Raw genomic sequence first — 17,470 nt, 5'->3', positions numbered from 1 at the left:
ACTCCATCCTTGTATCTCGCCCCTGGTCCCTCGTACCCGGCCCCGCCAGCGCCTTGCGCTGGCGGGGCGCTGGCCGTACCATTCCCGCCTTTACTTTTTGATGTAACAGGACTTTTCCCCCATGCGCAGCCACTATTGCGGCCATTTGAACGAATCCCTTATCGATCAGGAAGTTGAGTTGTCCGGCTGGGTGCACCGCCGACGCGACCACGGCGGCGTGATCTTCATCGACCTGCGCGATCGCGAGGGTTTGGTCCAGGTGGTGTTCGACCCGGATACCCCGGAGACCTTTGCCCTTGCCGAGGCGGTGCGCAACGAATATGTGCTGCACCTGAAAGGCCGTGTGCGCCGCCGTCCGGACGGCACCGAGAACGCCAACCTGCCTACCGGCCAGGTGGAAGTGCTGGGCAAGACCCTGACCATCCTGAACCGTTCCGAGACCCCGCCGTTCCAGCTCGACGACGGCGACGACGAGATCTCCGAGGAGCTGCGCCTGCGTTACCGCTACGTCGACCTGCGCCGGCCGGTCATGCTGGAGCGCCTCAAGTTCCGCTCCAGGATTACCCGCGCCATCCGCGAATACCTGGACGACAACGGTTTCCTCGACATCGAGACGCCGATGTTGACCAAGGCCACGCCGGAGGGCGCACGCGACTACCTGGTGCCGAGCCGCACCCACCAGGGCAGTTTCTTCGCCCTGCCGCAGTCGCCGCAGATATTCAAGCAGCTGCTGATGGTGTCCGGCCTGGACCGCTACTATCAGATCGTGCGTTGCTTCCGTGACGAGGACCTGCGCGCCGACCGCCAGCCCGAGTTCACCCAGATCGACATCGAGACCTCGTTCATGGACGAGGAGCAGATCATGACCATGATGGAGGGCATGATCCGTCACCTGTTCGCCCAGGTGCTGGAGGTGGCGCTGCCCAACCCGTTCCCGCGCATGACCTATGCCGAGGCCATCGGCCGCTATGGCTCCGACAAGCCGGACCTGCGCAATCCGCTGGTGCTGACCGATGTCGCCGACCTGATGCGCGACGTGGAGTTCAAGGTATTCGCCGGTGCGGCCAACGATGCCAAATGCCGCGTCACCGCGCTGCGTGTGCCGCAGGGCGGCGAGAAGCTGTCGCGCAAGGAGATCGATGACTACACCAAGTTCGTCGGCATCTACGGCGCCAAGGGTCTGGCCTACATCAAGGTCAACGACAAGGCCGCCGGCCGCGACGGCCTGCAGTCGCCCATCGTCAAGAACATCCACGACGCGGCGCTCGCCGGCCTCATCGAGCGCACCGGCGCCGAGAACGGCGATCTGATCTTCTTCGGCGCCGACAAGGCCAAGGTGGTCACCGAGGCCCTCGGTGCGCTGCGCATCAAGATCGGTCACGACCTCGGCCTGTTGGAAGGCCAGTGGCGTCCGCTGTGGGTGGTGGATTTCCCGATGTTCGAGTTCGACGACAAGGAAAACCGCTGGGTGTCGCTGCACCATCCCTTCACCGCGCCCAAGGAAGAACACCTGGACAAGCTGGCCCACGACCCGGGCAACTGCCTGTCGCGCGCCTACGACATGGTGCTGAACGGCACCGAGGTGGGCGGCGGTTCCATGCGCATCTACCGCAAGGAGGTGCAGCAGGAGGTGTTCCACCAGCTCGGCATCGATCAGTTGGAGGCGGAGGAGAAGTTCGGCTTCTTGCTCGATGCCCTCAAGTACGGCTGCCCACCGCATGGCGGCCTGGCCTTCGGCCTGGACCGCCTGGTGATGCTGATGACCGGCGCCAAGTCGATCCGCGACGTGATGGCCTTCCCCAAGACCCAGTCCGCCGCCTGCCTGCTCACCGGCGCCCCGTCCACGGTGAACCCCAAGCAGCTGGTCGAGCTGGGCGTGCGCGTGGCCAAGCCGGTGAAGGCCGAGGGCAAGGAGTAATGAGTTGAGCTTTTTGAGAGGATGGCATGACTGAAGTGTTGCCCATCGAGAAGTATGCCGGTCTGAGCGACGAAGAGTGCGAGGCGCGCATCGTCGCCGCCAAGGAAGCGCTGGGCGAGCGCCTGGTGATCCTGGGGCATCACTACCAGCGCGAAGAGGTGTTCCGTCACGCCGATTTCTCCGGCGACTCGCTCAAGCTGTCGCGCGAGGCGGCGCAGTCGAAGGCGGAATACATCGTGTTCTGCGGCGTGCACTTCATGGCCGAGGTGGCGGATATCCTGTCGCGCCCCGACCAGATTTCCATCCTGCCGGACCTTGGCGCCGGCTGCTCCATGGCCGACATGGCCAACCTGGCCAACGTCGAGCGCGCCTGGCGCGAACTGGCCACGGTGCTCGATCCGGATGAAACCATCACGCCGGTCACCTACATCAATTCCGCCGCCGACCTGAAGGCCTTCTGCGGCCGCCACGGCGGCATCGTCTGCACCTCGTCCAACGCGCGCAAGGTGCTGGAGTGGTCCTTCGCCCAGCGCGAGAAGGTGCTGTTCTTCCCCGACCAGCATCTGGGCCGCAACACCGGCTACACCATGGGCATCCCGCTGGAGCAGATGGTGGTGTGGGAGTTCGACCTGCCCATGGGGGGACTGACGGCGCAGCAGATCCGCGATGCGAAGATGATCCTGTGGAAGGGGTTCTGCTCGGTGCACCAGATGTTCCGTCCCGAACACATCGATCGCTTCAAGGACAAATATCCGGACGCCAAGATCATCGCCCACCCGGAAGCACCGTTCGAAGTGTGCCAGAAGTCCGATTACGTCGGCTCCACCGAGTTCATCATCCAGACCGTGCGTGAGTCCGCCCCCGGCACGCGCTGGCTGGTGGGGACCGAGCTGAACCTGGTCAACCGCCTGCACGAACAGTTCAAGCACCAGGACAAGCACGTCCACTTCATGTCGCCCACGGTATGCATGTGCTCCACCATGTTCCGCATCGATCCGCAGCATCTGGCCTGGACCCTGGACAATCTGGTGGCCGGTCAGGTGGTGAACCAGATCAAGGTGGCGCCGGAGGAGGCGCGGCTGGCGCGCCTGGCGCTGGAGCGCATGCTGGAGGTCAGTTCCCGGTGATATTAGGGAAGGTCTGAATAAGTCCATCCTGGACTTCCCAGGTCGCTCCCGCCCCTCCCTGGGCTGCGCGACATAAGTCCATCCGTGGACAAAACCACGCCAAGCGCAAAGTGTGATTTTCGCTTGGCTTCATTTTCCAACGACTTATCGTCGTTGGAAAATGGCGGCCCCATAGGGCGGACTTCAGTCCGTCCTATGGGGCCGCCATTCCGCCTGTTCTCCGTTCCGTGCCTCCCGTCACATTCCTTGGCAGTTTTCCCCACCCGGCTTGTCCCCGCCGCGCCGTATAGGGTTTAATGCCCCGGTGCAGTCTGTATCAGAACAATAACTGGGCTGTGGCGGTGGAGAGAGTGAAGAAACCCTTCTGGAAAGCGCGTTGGTTTCCCGGTTTCGCCGTAACCCTGCTGTGCCTGCTGGCAGCGGGGAGCGAGCCCCTGTCCCGCTTCGACTGGGCGGCCTACGATCTCGCGGTGAGTTTTACCAGCAGCCGTACCGCCGACGACAATGTGGTGATCGTCGCCATCGACGAGGATTCCCTCGAGCGACTCGGCCCCTGGCCCTGGCCGCGTGATCGTTTTGCCCAGCTGGTCCATCAGCTCAACGCCGCCAAGGCGGCAGTCATCGGTTTTGCCCTGCCGCTCGATACCGCAGAGAACCAGCACGGCCTCGGGTATCTGCGCCATTTGCGTGACGAATACGCCGATGACACGGTGCAGGAGGTACTCAGACGTGCCGAGGCGGGGCTCGATACCGATGGCGCCTTCGGCCGCAGTGCACGCAAGGCGGGCAATGTGGTCTTCGGCATGCCCTACCGCTTCGCCCCGGCGGCTCCCACCCAACTGCCGAGGCTGGATGACACGGTAAATACCTTTGCCCTGCGCGATGTGGCGGCCAACCGGCCGGTGTGGTTCGACTTCGTTCCCAGCGCGCTGACCACCCGCACCACGGCGGCCGACCGGCTGTTCCCGCCGGTGCCGGCCATTGCCGCCGGGGCGGCCGGCATCGGTCACCTCAACGGTTATCCCCTGGGTGGCGACAGTCTGCGCGCGGTGCCGCTGGTTCTGCAGTACGGCGAACGCTACTTTCCCTCGTTTTCCCTGCTGGTGGCGGCCCATAGCCTGAAACTGGATCATCGTGCGTTGACTGTCACCCCCGGACGCGGCGTCACCATGGACGGCACCACCTTTCATACCGATCCTGCCATGCAGGCCTATCCGCGCTATTACCGTGGCCGCGACGATCGGTCACCGTTCAAGACCCATTCCTTTGCCGCTGTGTATGCCAAGGAGGTGGATGACGCGGAGTTCCGCGGCAAGATCGTGCTGGTCGGCATCACCGTGCCCGCCCTGGTGGACCGGGTGGATACCCCCATCGGCGAGGCCATGGCGCCGGTGGTGGCCAGTGCCCATGTGGTGAGTAGCCTGCTCAACAACGACCTGGTCAGTGTGCCGGCTTGGGCGGTGTGGGCGCAGTTGGCGGCCTTGCTGCTGGTCGGGCTGTATCTGATGTTCGTCTTGCCGCGTTTCCGCCTCGGCACCGGCCTGGCCCTGAGCCTGGTGTTGCTGTTCCTGTTGCTCAATACCCATTTCCTGCTGGTGGCGACCCAGTCGCTGTGGCTGCCGTTGATGGTCCCGGTGGTGGCGTTGCTGATAGGTATCGTGGTTCTGGCATTGCGCCGCTTGCAGGAGGAGCGCTCCAACCTGTTGCGTGGTCAGCTCGACCTCGCCAACCGCAATCTGGGCCAGATGCTGCAGGCCCAGGGCCAGTTCGATCCGGCCTTCGAGAAGTTCCGCCAGTGCGCGGTGGACGAGAGTTTGCTGGAGCTGCTCTACAACCTCGGCCTCGATTTCGAGCGCAAGCGCCAGTTCAACCGTGCCGTGGGTGTGTTCAACTACATCCTGGAGCACGCGCCGTCGTTCCGCGACAGCCGCGATCGCGTCCGTCTCAATCAGGAGATGGAGAAGATGACCGCCCTCGGCAAGGGCTTCGCGGCCAACACCGGCGGCGGCACCCTGGCCATCAGCTATGACAAACTGCAAAAGCCCATGCTGGGCCGCTACCAGGTGGAGCGCGAGATCGGCCGCGGCGCCATGGGCATGGTGTACCTGGGGCGCGATCCCCGTATCGGCCGCACCGTGGCCATCAAGACCATGGCGTTGTCGCAGGAGTTCGACGAGGAGCAGTTGGCCGAGGTAAAGGCGCGCTTCTACCGCGAGGCGGAGACCGCAGGCCGGCTCAATCATCCCAACATCGTTACGGTCTATGACGTGGGCGAGGAGCAGGACCTGTCCTATATCGCCATGGACTTCCTGCAGGGCAAACCGCTGTCGGCCTGGTGCCGGCCGGAGAATCTGCTGCCGGCGGAGAAGGTGTTCGATATCATCATCAAGGTGGCCGAGGCGCTGGATTATGCCCACCAGCAGCAGGTGGTACACCGCGACATCAAACCGGCCAATATCATGTACGACGAGAAGACCGGCACGGTGAAGGTGACCGATTTCGGTGTTGCCTGCCTGGTCGATTCCAGCAAGACCAAGACCGGCACGGTACTGGGCAGCCCGTCCTACATGTCGCCGGAACAACTGGCCGGCAAGAAGGTGGATGGCCGCTCCGATCTGTTCTCCCTCGGCGTGACCTTCTTCCAACTGCTCACCGGTGAGCTGCCCTTCGTGGCCGATTCACTGGCCAGCCTGATGTACAAGATTGCCAACGAGAAACATGTGGACGTGCGCGTGCTGCGCCCGGACCTGCCGGCCTGTGTCAGCACCATCGTCAACCGGGCGTTGTACAAAGATATCGAGAAACGCGTGCAGAGCGGCCATCATCTGGCCAATGCCCTGCGTCGCTGCAAGCAGCAGATAACCAAGGATCACTGAGGTGGATAGTGTACCCACACTGCAGATGAGCGGGCGTACCGACGTGGGCTGCGCACGTGAGCACAACGAGGATCAGATCGCCTGGGACGCCAGCGCGGGCCTGGCCCTGCTGGCCGACGGCATGGGGGGGCATAACGCCGGTGAGGTGGCCAGCGCCCTGGCGATCTCCGTGCTGCACCCGCTGCTGCGTGACCTGCCGGCCGACACGCTGGAGCAGGAGGTGGGCATGCAGAACGCCGTCGCCGATGCCAACAAGGAGATCCTGCACAAGGCAGCCAGCGATGTCATATTCAACGGCATGGGCACCACGTTGGCGTTGGCACTGTTCCGCGGCAAGGGAGTGATGATCGGCCATGTCGGCGATTCGCGTGTCTATCGCTTGCGTGGCGAGCAGCTGACGCAGCTCACTGCAGATCACTCGCTGCTGCAGGAGCTGGTCGCCAGCGGTTTCATGACGGCCGATGAGGCCGCCCATGCGGTCAATAAAAATGTGATTACCCGCGCCCTCGGCATCGAGCCGAATGTCGATGTGGAGGTGCATCACCACGAGATCGAGCCGGGGGACATCTACCTGTTGTGCTCCGACGGCCTCAACGACATGGTGACTGATAACAGCATCGCAAAATTGCTGATGGATAACAGGGATAATCTGGATGTGGCTGCCGATGCGTTGGTGGCCGAGGCGAACCGCTGCGGCGGCAACGACAATATCTCGGTAATCCTGGTGCGGGTAGTGGCGCTGAAGGAGTGAGCATCATGGCAAAACTGATCATCATGCTGGATGGCGTGACCCTCAATGAATTGACCCTCGATCAACCCAAGATCACACTGGGTCGGGCACCCTCCAACGACGTGCACCTGGATGACGGTACGGTAAGCGGCAAGCATGCCGTGTTCCATGTCCTCGGCAAGGAGGTGTTCGTGGAGGACCTCGACAGCACCAACGGCACCCTGGTCAACGGCCAGCGCGTGCACCGGCGCCAGCTGCGCCACGGCGACGTGCTGCGCATAGGCCAGCACGAGCTGAAATTCGTCGATGAGGCGGCACAGACCCTGGAGTCCACCGTCATCATTTCCTCGGCACAGCGCGAGTCCTTGAAAAGTCCCAAGGAAATGGTCGGCAAGCTGAAGATCCTCAACGGCCCCAAGGCGGGCGAGATGCTGGAGCTGAACAAGCCCTACAACACCGTGGGCAAGCCTGGGGTACAGGTGGCCGTGGTGGCCAAGCGCGCACAGGGCTTTTTCCTGGTGCCGATGGCGGTGGGCAACAGTCAGGGGGGGCCGACCCTTAACAATCAGCCTGTCGGTGCCAGCAGCCAGGCGCTGAAGAACGGCGATGTGCTGGAAGTGGCTGGCGTACGCCTCGAGTTCCAGCAACAGGTCTCCTGAACCCATGGCGCGCCTGTTGCTGCTGCACGAGGGGGTCGGCATCCGCAGTTATCCGCTGGTGCGGGACCGCACCACCGTCGGCCGGCATGGCGACAGCGATATCCGTCTCGACGACCAGGCGGTGAGCACCCACCATGCGGTGCTGCGCCTGGAGTCGACACCTTACCTGGAGGGTTATCACAACGTGGTGCTGGAGGACCTGGGGAGCACCAACGGCACCCTGGTCAACGGCGAACCGGTGACCCGCCAGGTATTGCATCAGGGCGATCTGATCCGGATCGGCCACTATGAATTTTCCTTCGAGACCGACGACGGCCACGGCCTGGATCGCACCACCATTCTGCTTCCTGATCGGGAAATTTGAGATATCCCAAGCCGGCAAGCTGTCGGCCGTTGCCCCGCTAATGGTAAAATGCCGCCATTTTTCGGCATTCCTATGACGAGGTAACCATGGCCGGACACAGCAAATGGGCCAATATCCAGCACCGCAAGGGGCGCCAGGACGCCAAACGCGGCAAAATTTTCACCAAATTGATTCGTGAAATCACCGTCGCCGCCCGCATGGGCGGGGGCGATCCCGGCGGTAACCCGCGTCTGCGCACCGCCATCGACAAGGCGCTCGATGCCAATATGCCCAAGGACACCATCGAACGCGCCATCAAGCGCGGCACCGGTGCGGGCGAGGGCGAGAACTACGAGCAGATCCGCTACGAGGGTTACGGTGCCGGCGGTGTCGCAATATTGGTCGACTGCCTGACCGATAACCGCAACCGCACGGTGTCCGAGGTGCGTCATGCCTTTGCCAAATGCGGCGGCAATCTGGGCACCGATGGTTCGGTAGCCTACCTGTTCAGCCGTGTCGGTGTGCTCAGCTATCCGGCCGGCAGTGACGAGGACCGCATCATGGAGGTGGCCTTGGAGGCTGGCGCCGATGATGTGGTCAGCAACGACGACGGCAGCATCGATGTCATCACCGCGCAGGAGAATTTTGTCGAGGTGAAGGAGGCGATGATCGCCGCCGGCCTCACCCCGGAAGTGGCCGAGGTTACCGAACGCCCCGCCACCACCGTCGAGCTGCCGTTGGAGGATGCCGAAAAGGTGATGAAGCTGGTGGACATGCTGGAAGACCTCGACGATGTGCAGAACGTCTACAGCAACGCCGAGTTCAGTGATGAAGTAATGGCTCAGATTCAGTGACAAGATACAAGTTACAAGTTACAAGTGGGATGAGTGCGGCGTGCCGCCGCACGAACTCTTTTCTTGTTACCTGCCACTTGTCACTTGGAACTTGTTTCTGATGTCCCGCATTCTCGGGATCGATCCCGGCTCGCGCATCACCGGCTTCGGCATCATCGAGCGTGACGGGCCGCGCAGCGTGTATGTGGCCAGCGGCTGCATCCGTGTCGGTGGTGGCGAGTTCACCGGGCGCCTGAAATCGATATTCGAGGAGTTGCGCGAGGTGGTGGCGGTCTACCGGCCGCGGCATGTGGCCATCGAACGGGTGTTCATGGCACGCAATGCCGACTCGGCCCTCAAGTTGGGGCAGGCCCGCGGCGCAGCGTTGTGCGCGGTGTTGATGGAAGGACTGACGGTGAGCGAGTACACACCGGCGGAGATCAAGCAGGCCATGGTAGGTAATGGGCGGGCCGGCAAGGCGCAGGTGCAGCACATGGTGCAGGCCCTGCTCAAGCTGCCCGCGCCGCCGCAGGCCGATGCCGCCGATGCCCTGGCCGTGGCACTGTGCCATGTGCACACGGCGCACACGCTGCAGCATTTGACGGTAGCCCAGGCCCTGGCGAGAAGACGGCGATGATTGGACGTTTACGCGGCAAACTGCTGGACAAGAAGCCGCCGCAGCTGTTGCTGGAGGTGGGCGGCGTCGGTTATGAGGTCGAGGCGCCGATGAGCACCTTCTACCAGTTGCCGGCCAGTGGCAGTGAGGTGATTCTGCATACCCATCTGGTAGTGCGTGAGGATGCACATCTGCTGTTCGGTTTTGCCAGTGAGCGTGAGCGCAGCCTGTTCCGTGCCCTGCTCAAGGTCAATGGTGTCGGAGCCAAGATGGCCCTTGCTATTCTCTCTGGTATGAATGCCGATACCTTCGCCCGTTGCATCCAGGAAAACGACACGGCCTCTCTCACCCGCCTGCCCGGCATTGGCAAGAAGACCGCCGAACGTTTGATTGTGGAGATGCGCGATCGCCTGGCCGACTGGCAGGAGTCAGGTGTGCTGCCGGTGGTGATGGCGTTGCCCAGCGCCGAAATTTCCCGTGACGAAGTGAAGGATGCCGTCAGCGCCCTCGTCGCCCTCGGCTACAAACCGCCCGAGGCCAGTCGCATGGTGAGCGGCGTGATCACCGATGGACGCAGTTCGGAGGAGATTATCCGTGAGGCGCTGAAGGGGGCGATGAAAAAATGATAGAAGCCGATCGCCTGATCAGCGCCGGCGCCAGCCGTGAGGATGAGGCGCTGGATCGTGCCATTCGGCCGCGCCAGCTCGCCGACTACGTCGGCCAGCGCGCCGTGCGCGAGCAGATGGAAATCTTCATCCAGGCGGCGAAGAAGCGCCACGAGGCGCTCGATCACGTACTGCTGTTCGGTCCCCCGGGGCTGGGCAAGACCACCCTGGCGCACATCATCGCCGAGGAAATGGGCGTGCAACTGCGCCATACCTCCGGTCCGGTGCTGGAGCGTCCCGGCGACCTCGCCGCACTGCTCACCAACCTGGAACCCCACGACGTGCTGTTCGTCGACGAGATCCATCGTCTGTCGCCGGTGGTGGAGGAAGTACTCTATCCGGCGATGGAGGACTACCAGCTCGACATCATGATCGGCGAGGGGCCCGCCGCACGCTCCATCAAGCTGGACCTGCCGCCGTTCACCCTGGTCGGCGCCACCACCCGCGCCGGCCTGCTTACCTCGCCGCTGCGTGATCGTTTCGGTATCGTGCAGCGGCTCGAGTTCTACAGCGTCGATGAATTGCAGTCCATCGTAACGCGCTCGGCGCGCATCCTCGGCGTGCAGATCGAGCCGCAGGGCGCGCACGAGATCGCGCGCCGGTCGCGCGGCACGCCGCGTATCGCCAACCGCCTGCTGCGTCGTGTGCGCGACTATGCCGAGGTCAAGTCCGATGGCTGTATCACCGATGCGGTGGCGGATCGTGCCCTCGACATGCTCGATGTGGATGCCAATGGATTCGACGTGATGGACCGCAAACTGTTGCTGGCGGTGATCGAAAAGTTCGACGGCGGCCCGGTGGGGGTCGACAGCCTGGCCGCTGCCATCGGCGAGGAACGTGGCACCATCGAGGACGTGCTGGAGCCCTACCTCATCCAGCAGGGCTTTCTGATGCGCACGCCGCGCGGCCGCACGGCCACCAACAGTGCCTATCTGCATTTTGGCTTTACGCCGCCGCAGTCCGCAGCGCGTAACCTGCAGCAGTCGCTGGAACTAAACGGCGGCAAGGGTGACTAAGGTGGCAGTGTTTGTCTGGCCGGTGCGGGTGTATTACGAGGATACCGATTCCGGTGGGGTGGTGTATTACGCCAACTACCTCAAGTTCATGGAGCGGGCGCGTACCGAATGGTTGCGCAGTCTCGGTTTCGAGCAGGACGCATTGATTCGTGACGCCGCTATCATTTTTGCGGTGCGCTCCATCGAGGTGGATTATCTGCGGCCGGCGCGTTTCAACGATGCGCTTTCCGTCACGGCGGAGGTAGTGCACAACGGCGGCGCCAGCATCACCTTCCGTCAGGAGGTGTGCCGCGGCGAGGAAGTGCTGTGCCGGGGCAAGGTGAAGATCGCCAGTCTGGATGCGCAGACTTTGCGGCCGAAACCGGCACCGGCGGCCATCGTCGCCGCCCTGGAGCAACTTAACGAGAAACAATAATGGAGTTCGCAGACACGGCGGCTGCCGGACCGTAGGTTGCAACTCCGTATCCCTCTGCCGATGGATAGTGCCCAAGGATGAATACCGACATTTCCCTGTTGACTCTGTTTGTGGAAGCCAGCCTACTGGTACAGGCGGTCATGCTTCTCCTGCTGGTCATCTCCATCGTTTCCTGGGGACAGATCATCGCCAAGTGGCGCCTGCTCAAGGCGGCGGTGGCCGATGCCAATACCTTCGAGAAGCGCTTCTGGTCCGGCATCGATCTGGTCGAGCTGTACAAGCAGGTGACCAAGACCCGCGATGACAACACCGGCATGGCGGCACTGTTCGAGGCCGGTTTCGGCGAGTTCGCGCGCCTGCGCAAGCAGGGCGGTGTGGAACCGATGGCGGTGGTGGAGGGATCACAGCGCGCCATGCGCGTGGCGCTGAGCCGCGAGATCGATCGCCTGGAAGCCAATCTGTCCTTCCTCGCCACCGTCGGCTCCACCAGCCCCTACATCGGCCTGTTCGGTACCGTGTGGGGCATCATGAATTCCTTCCGCGCCCTGGGTTCGGTGCAGCAGGCCACGCTGGCCATGGTGGCGCCCGGTATCGCCGAGGCGCTCATCGCCACGGCCATGGGCCTGTTCGCGGCCATCCCCGCCGTCATCGCCTACAACCGTTATGCCAACGACGTGGAGCGTCTGGTGAATCGCTACGAGGCCTACACGGAAGAATTCTCCACCCTGTTGCAGCGCCAGGCCCACGCCAAATGAGCGGCGGCGTGGCGTACCGGCACAAACGCAAGAAGCCCATGGGCGAGATCAACGTCGTGCCGTATATCGATGTCATGCTGGTGCTGCTGGTGATATTCATGATCACCGCGCCGCTGCTGACCCAGGGGGTCAAGGTGGACCTGCCGCGGGCGCCGGCGGAAACCGTCGCACCGTCGTCCATTCCGCCGCTGGTGGTCACCGTGGACGCGGCCGGTGATCTGCATTTCACCAAGGGCGCCGAGCGTTCGGTCCAGCTGGACGCCGAAAGGCTTGCTGTGCGCGTGGCCGCTGAACTGCGCCTGCAACCGCAGACGCCGGTGTATGTACGCGGCGATCGCAATGTGCCCTACGGTAAGGTGGTGGCGGTGATGGCGGTGCTGCAACAGTCCGGCGTGCCGGGCGTGGGCCTGCTCACCGAGTCGCCGGAATAAGCGAGCATGTCCGGTAGGTTCGCCCCCTATGGCTGGTCGCTGGTGCTGCATGCGGTGGTGGTCGCCCTGCTGGGGGTGAGTCTGCATGCCCCGGCACCACGACCGCAGCCGGCGGCGGCACAGGCGGAGGCGGAGCCGATCCAGGCGCGGGCGGTGGATGAGGCGCAGGTGCAGGCCGAGGTGCAGCGCCTGCGCGACGAGGCGCGCCGCCAGCAGCAGCAGGAAGAGGCGCGGCGCCAGCAGTTGCGGGACGAGGCGCAGCGCGCGCGCGAGGTACGCCAGCGCGAGGAACAGCGGGCGGCGGAGGTGAAGCGCCGGGCCGAAGAGGAACAGAGGCAGCGCGCCGCCGCCGAGCAGGAACGCAAGGCGAAGGAAGCCGCGGAGCAGAAACGCCTGGCTGACTTGCAGAAGGCCGCCGAAGAGGCGGAAAAGAAACGTATCGCCGAGGAGAAGAAGGCCAGGGAACTGGAGGCCAGGCGCAAGCAGGAGGAAGAGGCGCGCAAGAAGGCGGCGGCGGAGGCAGACTTGAAGGCCAAGATGGCCGAGGCGCAGCGCCAGATGGAGGCGGAGGCACAGAAGCGGGCGCAGGAGCGTGCGCGGCAGAATGCCACGCTGGTACAGCAGTACATCGCCGATATCCGCAACAAGGTGGAGCGCAACTGGCTGCGGCCGGCAACGGCGCGGCCGGGCATGACTTGCACGGTGCTGGTGCAGCAACTGCCCACCGGTGATGTGGTGAACGTACGCATCACGCGCGGCAGCGGTGATGCCGTGTTCGACCGTTCGGTGGAGATCGCCGTGCACAAGGCGACGCCCTTGCCGCCGCCGCCGGTACCGGAACTGTGGGAACGTGAAATCGAATTCATCTTCGAAGCGAGGTAATGCCTTGAACGCGATGAAAGCTCTGCTGCTGATGTGTCTGTTGTGGACCACCACCGCCCAGGCACGCCTCAGTATCGAGATCACCCAGGGTATGGAAGGCGCCATGCCCATTGCCGTGGTGCCCTTCGGCTGGAGCGGTCCCGGTGTACCGGCGCAGGACATGGCGGCGATCATCAGCGCCGATCTGGCGCGCAGCGGCCAGTTCGCGCCGCTGGACGCGGCGCGCCTGCCGCAGCATCCGGTGGACGGGCGCGACGTCAATTTCAATCTGTGGCGGGGCGTCGGCAGCGACAATCTGGTCATCGGCCGGATGGAACTGCGCGACGGCCGCTATCAGGTGCAGTTCCAGTTGTTCGATACCGTGCGTGGGGTGCAACTGGCCGGCTACACCATGCAGGCGGATGTGTCACGGCTGCGCCGGGTGGCGCATCAGATCGCCGATATCATCTATCAGCGCCTCACTGGGCAGCGCGGTGCCTTCGATACCCACATCGCCTATGTCACGGTGGAAAATCTGGAGGCGGGCAAGCGCCGCTTCCGTCTGGAGGTGGCCGATGCGGACGGCCACAACGAACAGGTGATCCTGACCTCCACCCAGCCTCTGATGTCGCCGACCTGGGCACCGGACGGACGCCGCCTGGCCTATGTGTCCTTCGAGGACGGCCGTTCCATGATCTACATCCAGGACATTGCCAGCGGTACGCGGCAGAAGGTGGCGGAATTCGCCGGCATCAATAGCGCGCCGGATTTTTCCCCCGACGGCCAGCGTCTGGCCTTGACCCTGTCGCGCGACGGCAATCCCGAAATCTATGTGCTGGAACTGGGCAGCAAGCGCTTGACGCGGGTGACCCAGCACTTCGCCATCGATACCGAGCCGGTGTGGGCGCCGGACGGCCGCAGCCTCTACTTCACCTCCGATCGGGGCGGGCGGCCGCAGATCTACCGCGTGCGCCTCGACCCCCAGGGGCGTCCGCTGGACGCGCCGCAGCGCGTCACCTTCGAAGGCATTTACAACGCCAGCCCGGCATTGTCGCCCGACGGCAAGCGGCTGGCGATGGTGCATGGCGACGGCAACCGCTTCCGCATCGCGGTGCTGGACCTGGAGAGCGGCGTGTTGCGCGTGTTGACCGACACCCGGCTCGACGAATCGCCCAGTTTCGCCCCCAACGGCGCGATGGTGTTGTATGCCACCGAGGTGGGGGATCGCGGCGTACTTGAAGCAGTCTCGGCAGACGGCCGGGCGCGGCAGCGGCTGGGCCTGAAAAAAGGTGATGTGCGCGAACCGGCCTGGTCTCCCTTCTTCGGCGAATAGGAGTACAAGATATGAACAGCAAAGCAGTGTGGGTCATCGGTTTGAGCAGTCTGTTGCTGGCGGCGTGCGGCAGCCTGGAGGAGCGGCCGGAAGACGTGCCGGTGGAGGAGCGCAGCATCGGCCGTGACGACGGCCGCGGTGGCGTCGAAACCGGCAGTGCGCAACTGGGTGGCGAATTCGGTGCCTCGCCGCTGACCGATCCGGCCAGCCCGCTGGCCAAGCGCGTCATCTATTTTGCCTTCGACAGCAGCGAGGTGACGCCGGAGGGGCGCGAACTTATCGCTACCCACGCCCGCTATCTGGCGCAGAATCCCGAAATCTCCGTGGTGCTGGAGGGTCATGCCGACGAACGTGGCTCACGGGAGTACAATCTGGCCCTGGGCGAACGCCGCGCCAAGGCGGTGGAGCGCCTGATGACCTTGCAGGGCGTCGGTGCGCGCCAGGTGCAGGTGATCAGTTTCGGCGAGGAGCGCCCAGTGGCCTTCGGTCATGACGAATCGGCCTGGCGCCTGAACCGCCGCGTGGAGCTGCTTTATTCGGGATATTGATATGGCGAGATACCAACTTGTTGCTGTAACGCTGCTGGCCGTCCTGACACTGCCAGTTCTTGCCGCTGAGCCGCTGGAGGAGCGTGTGGCACGTCTGGAGCGGCAGCTCGAAAGTCAGGCACTGATTGACATGGCCCTGCGCCTGGATCGGCTGGAGCAGGAGATCCAGCAACTGCGTGGCCAGATGGAGGAGCAGACCCATATGCTGGGTGAATTGCGCCAGCGCCAGCGCGATCTGTATCTCGACATCGATCGCCGCCTGTCGCGCCTGGAGCGTGAGGGTGGCATGACGGCGCCGCAGGCTGCTGTGGTGCCGCCGGCGCCGGTAAGCGCTGCCTCGCCCACCAGCGCGCCTCCGGTTGCGCCGGTTGCAGCATCCGCCCCGGCGCCAGCCGCCGCCCCTGTTGCCACCGCTCCGGCCTCCACTCATAACGCCAATGCGGACAAAGAGCGCGAGGCCTATCAGCAGGCCTTCGATCAGTTGCGTGACTTGCGTTATGAACAGGCGATTGCGGCCTTCCGCAGTTTTCTCAAGGAATATCCGGATGGGCGCTATGGCCATATCGCGCAGTACTGGATCGGCGAGGCAAACTATGCGCAGCGCAACTTCAAGCAGGCGGTGGTTGATTACCGTACGCTGCTGCAGCGTTATCCCAAAAGTCCCAAGCTGGCCGAGGCGATGTTGAAGATCGGCTACAGTCAATACGAACTCGGTGACAAGGCCGAGGCGCGCAAGATACTCACGGAACTGGCTCGTCTCTATCCCGATACCACCGAGGCCGGCCAGGCCAACGCCTTCCTGCAGAAGATGCGCGGTGAGGGAAATTAACTTCTCTGGCGGCAAAGGCGTAAAACTTTTTGCGCCTTTGCCGCCTATCGCTGTTTCGTATTCCCATGGACGAAGCCCGTCTGCGCATCACTGAAATCTTCCACTCCCTGCAGGGCGAGTCACGCAGTGTCGGTTGGCCCACGGTATTCGTGCGCCTGACCGGTTGTCCGCTGCGCTGCAATTACTGCGATACGGAATATGCCTTCAGCGGCGGTGAGTGGATGATGTTGGAGCAGGTACTGGCGCAGGTGGCGTCCTATGGTGCGCATCACGTCTGCGTCACCGGCGGCGAGCCGTTGGTGCAGCGTGCCTGCCTGGAGTTGCTGCGCCGCTTGTGTGATGCCGGCTACGAGGTATCGCTGGAAACCTCCGGTGCCCTTGATGTGGCGGCGGTGGATGCACGGGTGAGCAAAGTAATGGACCTGAAGACGCCGGGCTCGGGCGAGGCGGGGAAGAACCGCTACGAAAACATCGAGGCGCTTACCGCACATGATCAGGTAAAGGTGGTGGTGTGCGATCGCGCCGACTACGACTGGGCGCGGGAGATCATCCGGCGCCATGATCTGACGGCGCGCTGCGAGGTGCTGATGTCGCCCTGCCATGGCCGGCTGGCGCCGGCACGACTGGCGGACTGGATTCTGGGTGATCGCCTGCAAGTGCGTTTCCAGTTGCAGTTACACAAGATTTTGTGGGGCGAGGCGCGGGGTAAATGACGAACAAGCGGGCAGTGGTGCTGGTTTCCGGTGGACTGGATTCCGCCACTGCCCTGGCCATGGCACGGGCGGCAGGGTTTACCTGTTATGCCCTCAGTTTCGACTACGGTCAGCGCCATCGCTGCGAACTGGCGGCGGCGGGGCGCGTCGCGCGCAGCCTGGGGGCGGTGGAGCACCGTACCTTCCCGCTGGACCTGCGCCAGTTCGGCGGCTCGGCGCTGACCGACGACACCATCGCCGTTCCCGAGACGCCGGGGGAGGGGATCCCCGTCACCTACGTGCCGGCACGCAATACCGTATTCCTGTCCCTGGCCCTGGCCTGGGCCGAGGTGCTGGGGGCCGGGGATATCTTCATCGGCGTCAATGCGGTGGATTACTCCGGCTATCCCGATTGCCGCCCCGAATTCATCGCTGCTTTCGAACAGATGGCCAATCTGGCCACCCGTGCCGGAGTGGAGGGGCGGCGCCTGACCGTCCATGCTCCGCTGATCCACATGAGCAAGGCCGAGATCATCCGCACCGGCGCCGCCCTGGGTGTGGATTACGGCCAGACCCTTTCCTGTTACAACCCCGATGCCGCTGGTCGCGCCTGCGGCGTGTGCGACTCCTGCCGCCTGCGTGCCGCCGGGTTCGCCGTTGCCGGCGTGCCCGATCCGACCCCCTACCAATAGGGATAATGCATCCCCCGCCCCAGTGGGGTATTTTGGGCAGGTTCATTTCCGGGGAATAACCGGCCGCACTACGCCATCTATCAAGAGCTGCCGCCGTTTCGGAACCCACCTGACACACCGGCTGCCAGCGG

At 63.8% G+C, this 17,470-nt stretch carries 19 protein-coding genes; all 19 read left to right on the top strand.

The genetic code is table 11. From position 1 onward, the window contains the following. Window positions 1-121: 121 nt before the first annotated feature. A complete protein-coding gene (gene aspS, locus EP379_RS10520; RefSeq protein WP_127477766.1) occupies window positions 122-1,918 on the top strand; it encodes an aspartate--tRNA ligase in 1,797 nt (598 codons plus the stop codon). 26 nt (window positions 1,919-1,944) lie between these two features. Further along, window positions 1,945-3,045, top strand: a complete 1,101-nt coding sequence (nadA, locus tag EP379_RS10515) for a quinolinate synthase NadA (RefSeq protein ID WP_127477765.1) — start codon at window positions 1,945-1,947, stop codon at window positions 3,043-3,045. Window positions 3,046-3,395: 350 nt separating this feature from the next. Continuing rightward, window positions 3,396-5,921, top strand: a complete 2,526-nt coding sequence (locus tag EP379_RS10510) for a CHASE2 domain-containing serine/threonine-protein kinase (RefSeq protein WP_172600447.1) — start codon at window positions 3,396-3,398, stop codon at window positions 5,919-5,921. A gap of 1 nt (window position 5,922) precedes the next feature. Further along, on the top strand, window positions 5,923-6,672 hold the full coding sequence (locus EP379_RS10505; RefSeq protein ID WP_197722772.1) for a Stp1/IreP family PP2C-type Ser/Thr phosphatase: 750 nt from the start codon (window positions 5,923-5,925) through the stop codon (window positions 6,670-6,672). A gap of 5 nt (window positions 6,673-6,677) precedes the next feature. Continuing rightward, on the top strand, window positions 6,678-7,310 hold the full coding sequence (locus EP379_RS10500; protein WP_127477763.1) for an FHA domain-containing protein: 633 nt from the start codon (window positions 6,678-6,680) through the stop codon (window positions 7,308-7,310). A 4-nt stretch (window positions 7,311-7,314) separates the two neighbouring features. Then, complete coding sequence (locus EP379_RS10495; RefSeq protein ID WP_172600446.1) at window positions 7,315-7,674, top strand: FHA domain-containing protein; 360 nt, start codon at window positions 7,315-7,317, stop codon at window positions 7,672-7,674. A gap of 86 nt (window positions 7,675-7,760) precedes the next feature. Continuing rightward, a complete protein-coding gene (locus tag EP379_RS10490; RefSeq protein ID WP_127477761.1) occupies window positions 7,761-8,507 on the top strand; it encodes a YebC/PmpR family DNA-binding transcriptional regulator in 747 nt (248 codons plus the stop codon). A 100-nt stretch (window positions 8,508-8,607) separates the two neighbouring features. Then, the gene (gene ruvC / locus EP379_RS10485) at window positions 8,608-9,123 is read left to right on the top strand and encodes a crossover junction endodeoxyribonuclease RuvC (RefSeq protein WP_127477760.1); all 516 of its coding nucleotides are present in this window, start codon (window positions 8,608-8,610) and stop codon (window positions 9,121-9,123) included. After that, complete coding sequence (ruvA, locus tag EP379_RS10480) at window positions 9,120-9,728, top strand: Holliday junction branch migration protein RuvA (RefSeq protein WP_127477759.1); 609 nt, start codon at window positions 9,120-9,122, stop codon at window positions 9,726-9,728. The genes ruvC and ruvA overlap by 4 nt, the downstream gene beginning before the upstream one ends. Next, window positions 9,725-10,783 carry a Holliday junction branch migration DNA helicase RuvB gene (ruvB, locus tag EP379_RS10475; protein ID WP_127477758.1) on the top strand — a complete coding sequence of 353 codons (1,059 nt, stop codon included), beginning with the start codon at window positions 9,725-9,727 and terminating at the stop codon, window positions 10,781-10,783. Before ruvA ends, ruvB begins: the two co-directional genes overlap by 4 nt. Before the next feature lies 1 nt (window position 10,784). Then, entirely contained in the window at window positions 10,785-11,198 is a 414-nt protein-coding gene (gene ybgC / locus EP379_RS10470) for a tol-pal system-associated acyl-CoA thioesterase (RefSeq protein ID WP_127478890.1), read from the top strand. Between the two features lie 77 nt (window positions 11,199-11,275). After that, the gene (gene tolQ / locus EP379_RS10465; RefSeq protein ID WP_127477757.1) at window positions 11,276-11,953 is read left to right on the top strand and encodes a protein TolQ; all 678 of its coding nucleotides are present in this window, start codon (window positions 11,276-11,278) and stop codon (window positions 11,951-11,953) included. After that, window positions 11,950-12,384 (top strand): protein TolR, encoded by a 435-nt coding sequence (gene tolR / locus EP379_RS10460; RefSeq protein ID WP_127477756.1) that lies wholly within the window; start codon window positions 11,950-11,952, stop codon window positions 12,382-12,384. Before tolQ ends, tolR begins: the two co-directional genes overlap by 4 nt. Before the next feature lie 6 nt (window positions 12,385-12,390). Further along, window positions 12,391-13,266 carry a cell envelope integrity protein TolA gene (gene tolA, locus EP379_RS10455; RefSeq protein ID WP_127477755.1) on the top strand — a complete coding sequence of 292 codons (876 nt, stop codon included), beginning with the start codon at window positions 12,391-12,393 and terminating at the stop codon, window positions 13,264-13,266. A 13-nt stretch (window positions 13,267-13,279) separates the two neighbouring features. After that, on the top strand, window positions 13,280-14,578 hold the full coding sequence (tolB, locus tag EP379_RS10450) for a Tol-Pal system beta propeller repeat protein TolB (protein ID WP_127478889.1): 1,299 nt from the start codon (window positions 13,280-13,282) through the stop codon (window positions 14,576-14,578). Window positions 14,579-14,589: 11 nt separating this feature from the next. Continuing rightward, window positions 14,590-15,126 (top strand): peptidoglycan-associated lipoprotein Pal, encoded by a 537-nt coding sequence (pal, locus tag EP379_RS10445; protein ID WP_127477754.1) that lies wholly within the window; start codon window positions 14,590-14,592, stop codon window positions 15,124-15,126. Window position 15,127: 1 nt separating this feature from the next. Further along, the gene (ybgF, locus tag EP379_RS10440) at window positions 15,128-15,955 is read left to right on the top strand and encodes a tol-pal system protein YbgF (RefSeq protein ID WP_127477753.1); all 828 of its coding nucleotides are present in this window, start codon (window positions 15,128-15,130) and stop codon (window positions 15,953-15,955) included. Between the two features lie 65 nt (window positions 15,956-16,020). Continuing rightward, window positions 16,021-16,668, top strand: coding sequence for a 7-carboxy-7-deazaguanine synthase QueE (queE, locus tag EP379_RS10435; protein ID WP_127477752.1), 648 nt, complete (start codon window positions 16,021-16,023; stop codon window positions 16,666-16,668). After that, window positions 16,665-17,339 (top strand): 7-cyano-7-deazaguanine synthase QueC, encoded by a 675-nt coding sequence (gene queC / locus EP379_RS10430; protein WP_127477751.1) that lies wholly within the window; start codon window positions 16,665-16,667, stop codon window positions 17,337-17,339. The genes queE and queC overlap by 4 nt, the downstream gene beginning before the upstream one ends. Window positions 17,340-17,470 lie beyond the last annotated feature (131 nt).

The organism is Sulfurivermis fontis, from assembly GCF_004001245.1.
Taxonomy (GTDB): domain Bacteria; phylum Pseudomonadota; class Gammaproteobacteria; order Thiohalomonadales; family Thiohalomonadaceae; genus Sulfurivermis; species Sulfurivermis fontis.
The sequence above is the reverse complement of the archived record's forward strand: the minus strand, read 5'-3'. Positions and strand labels throughout refer to the sequence as shown.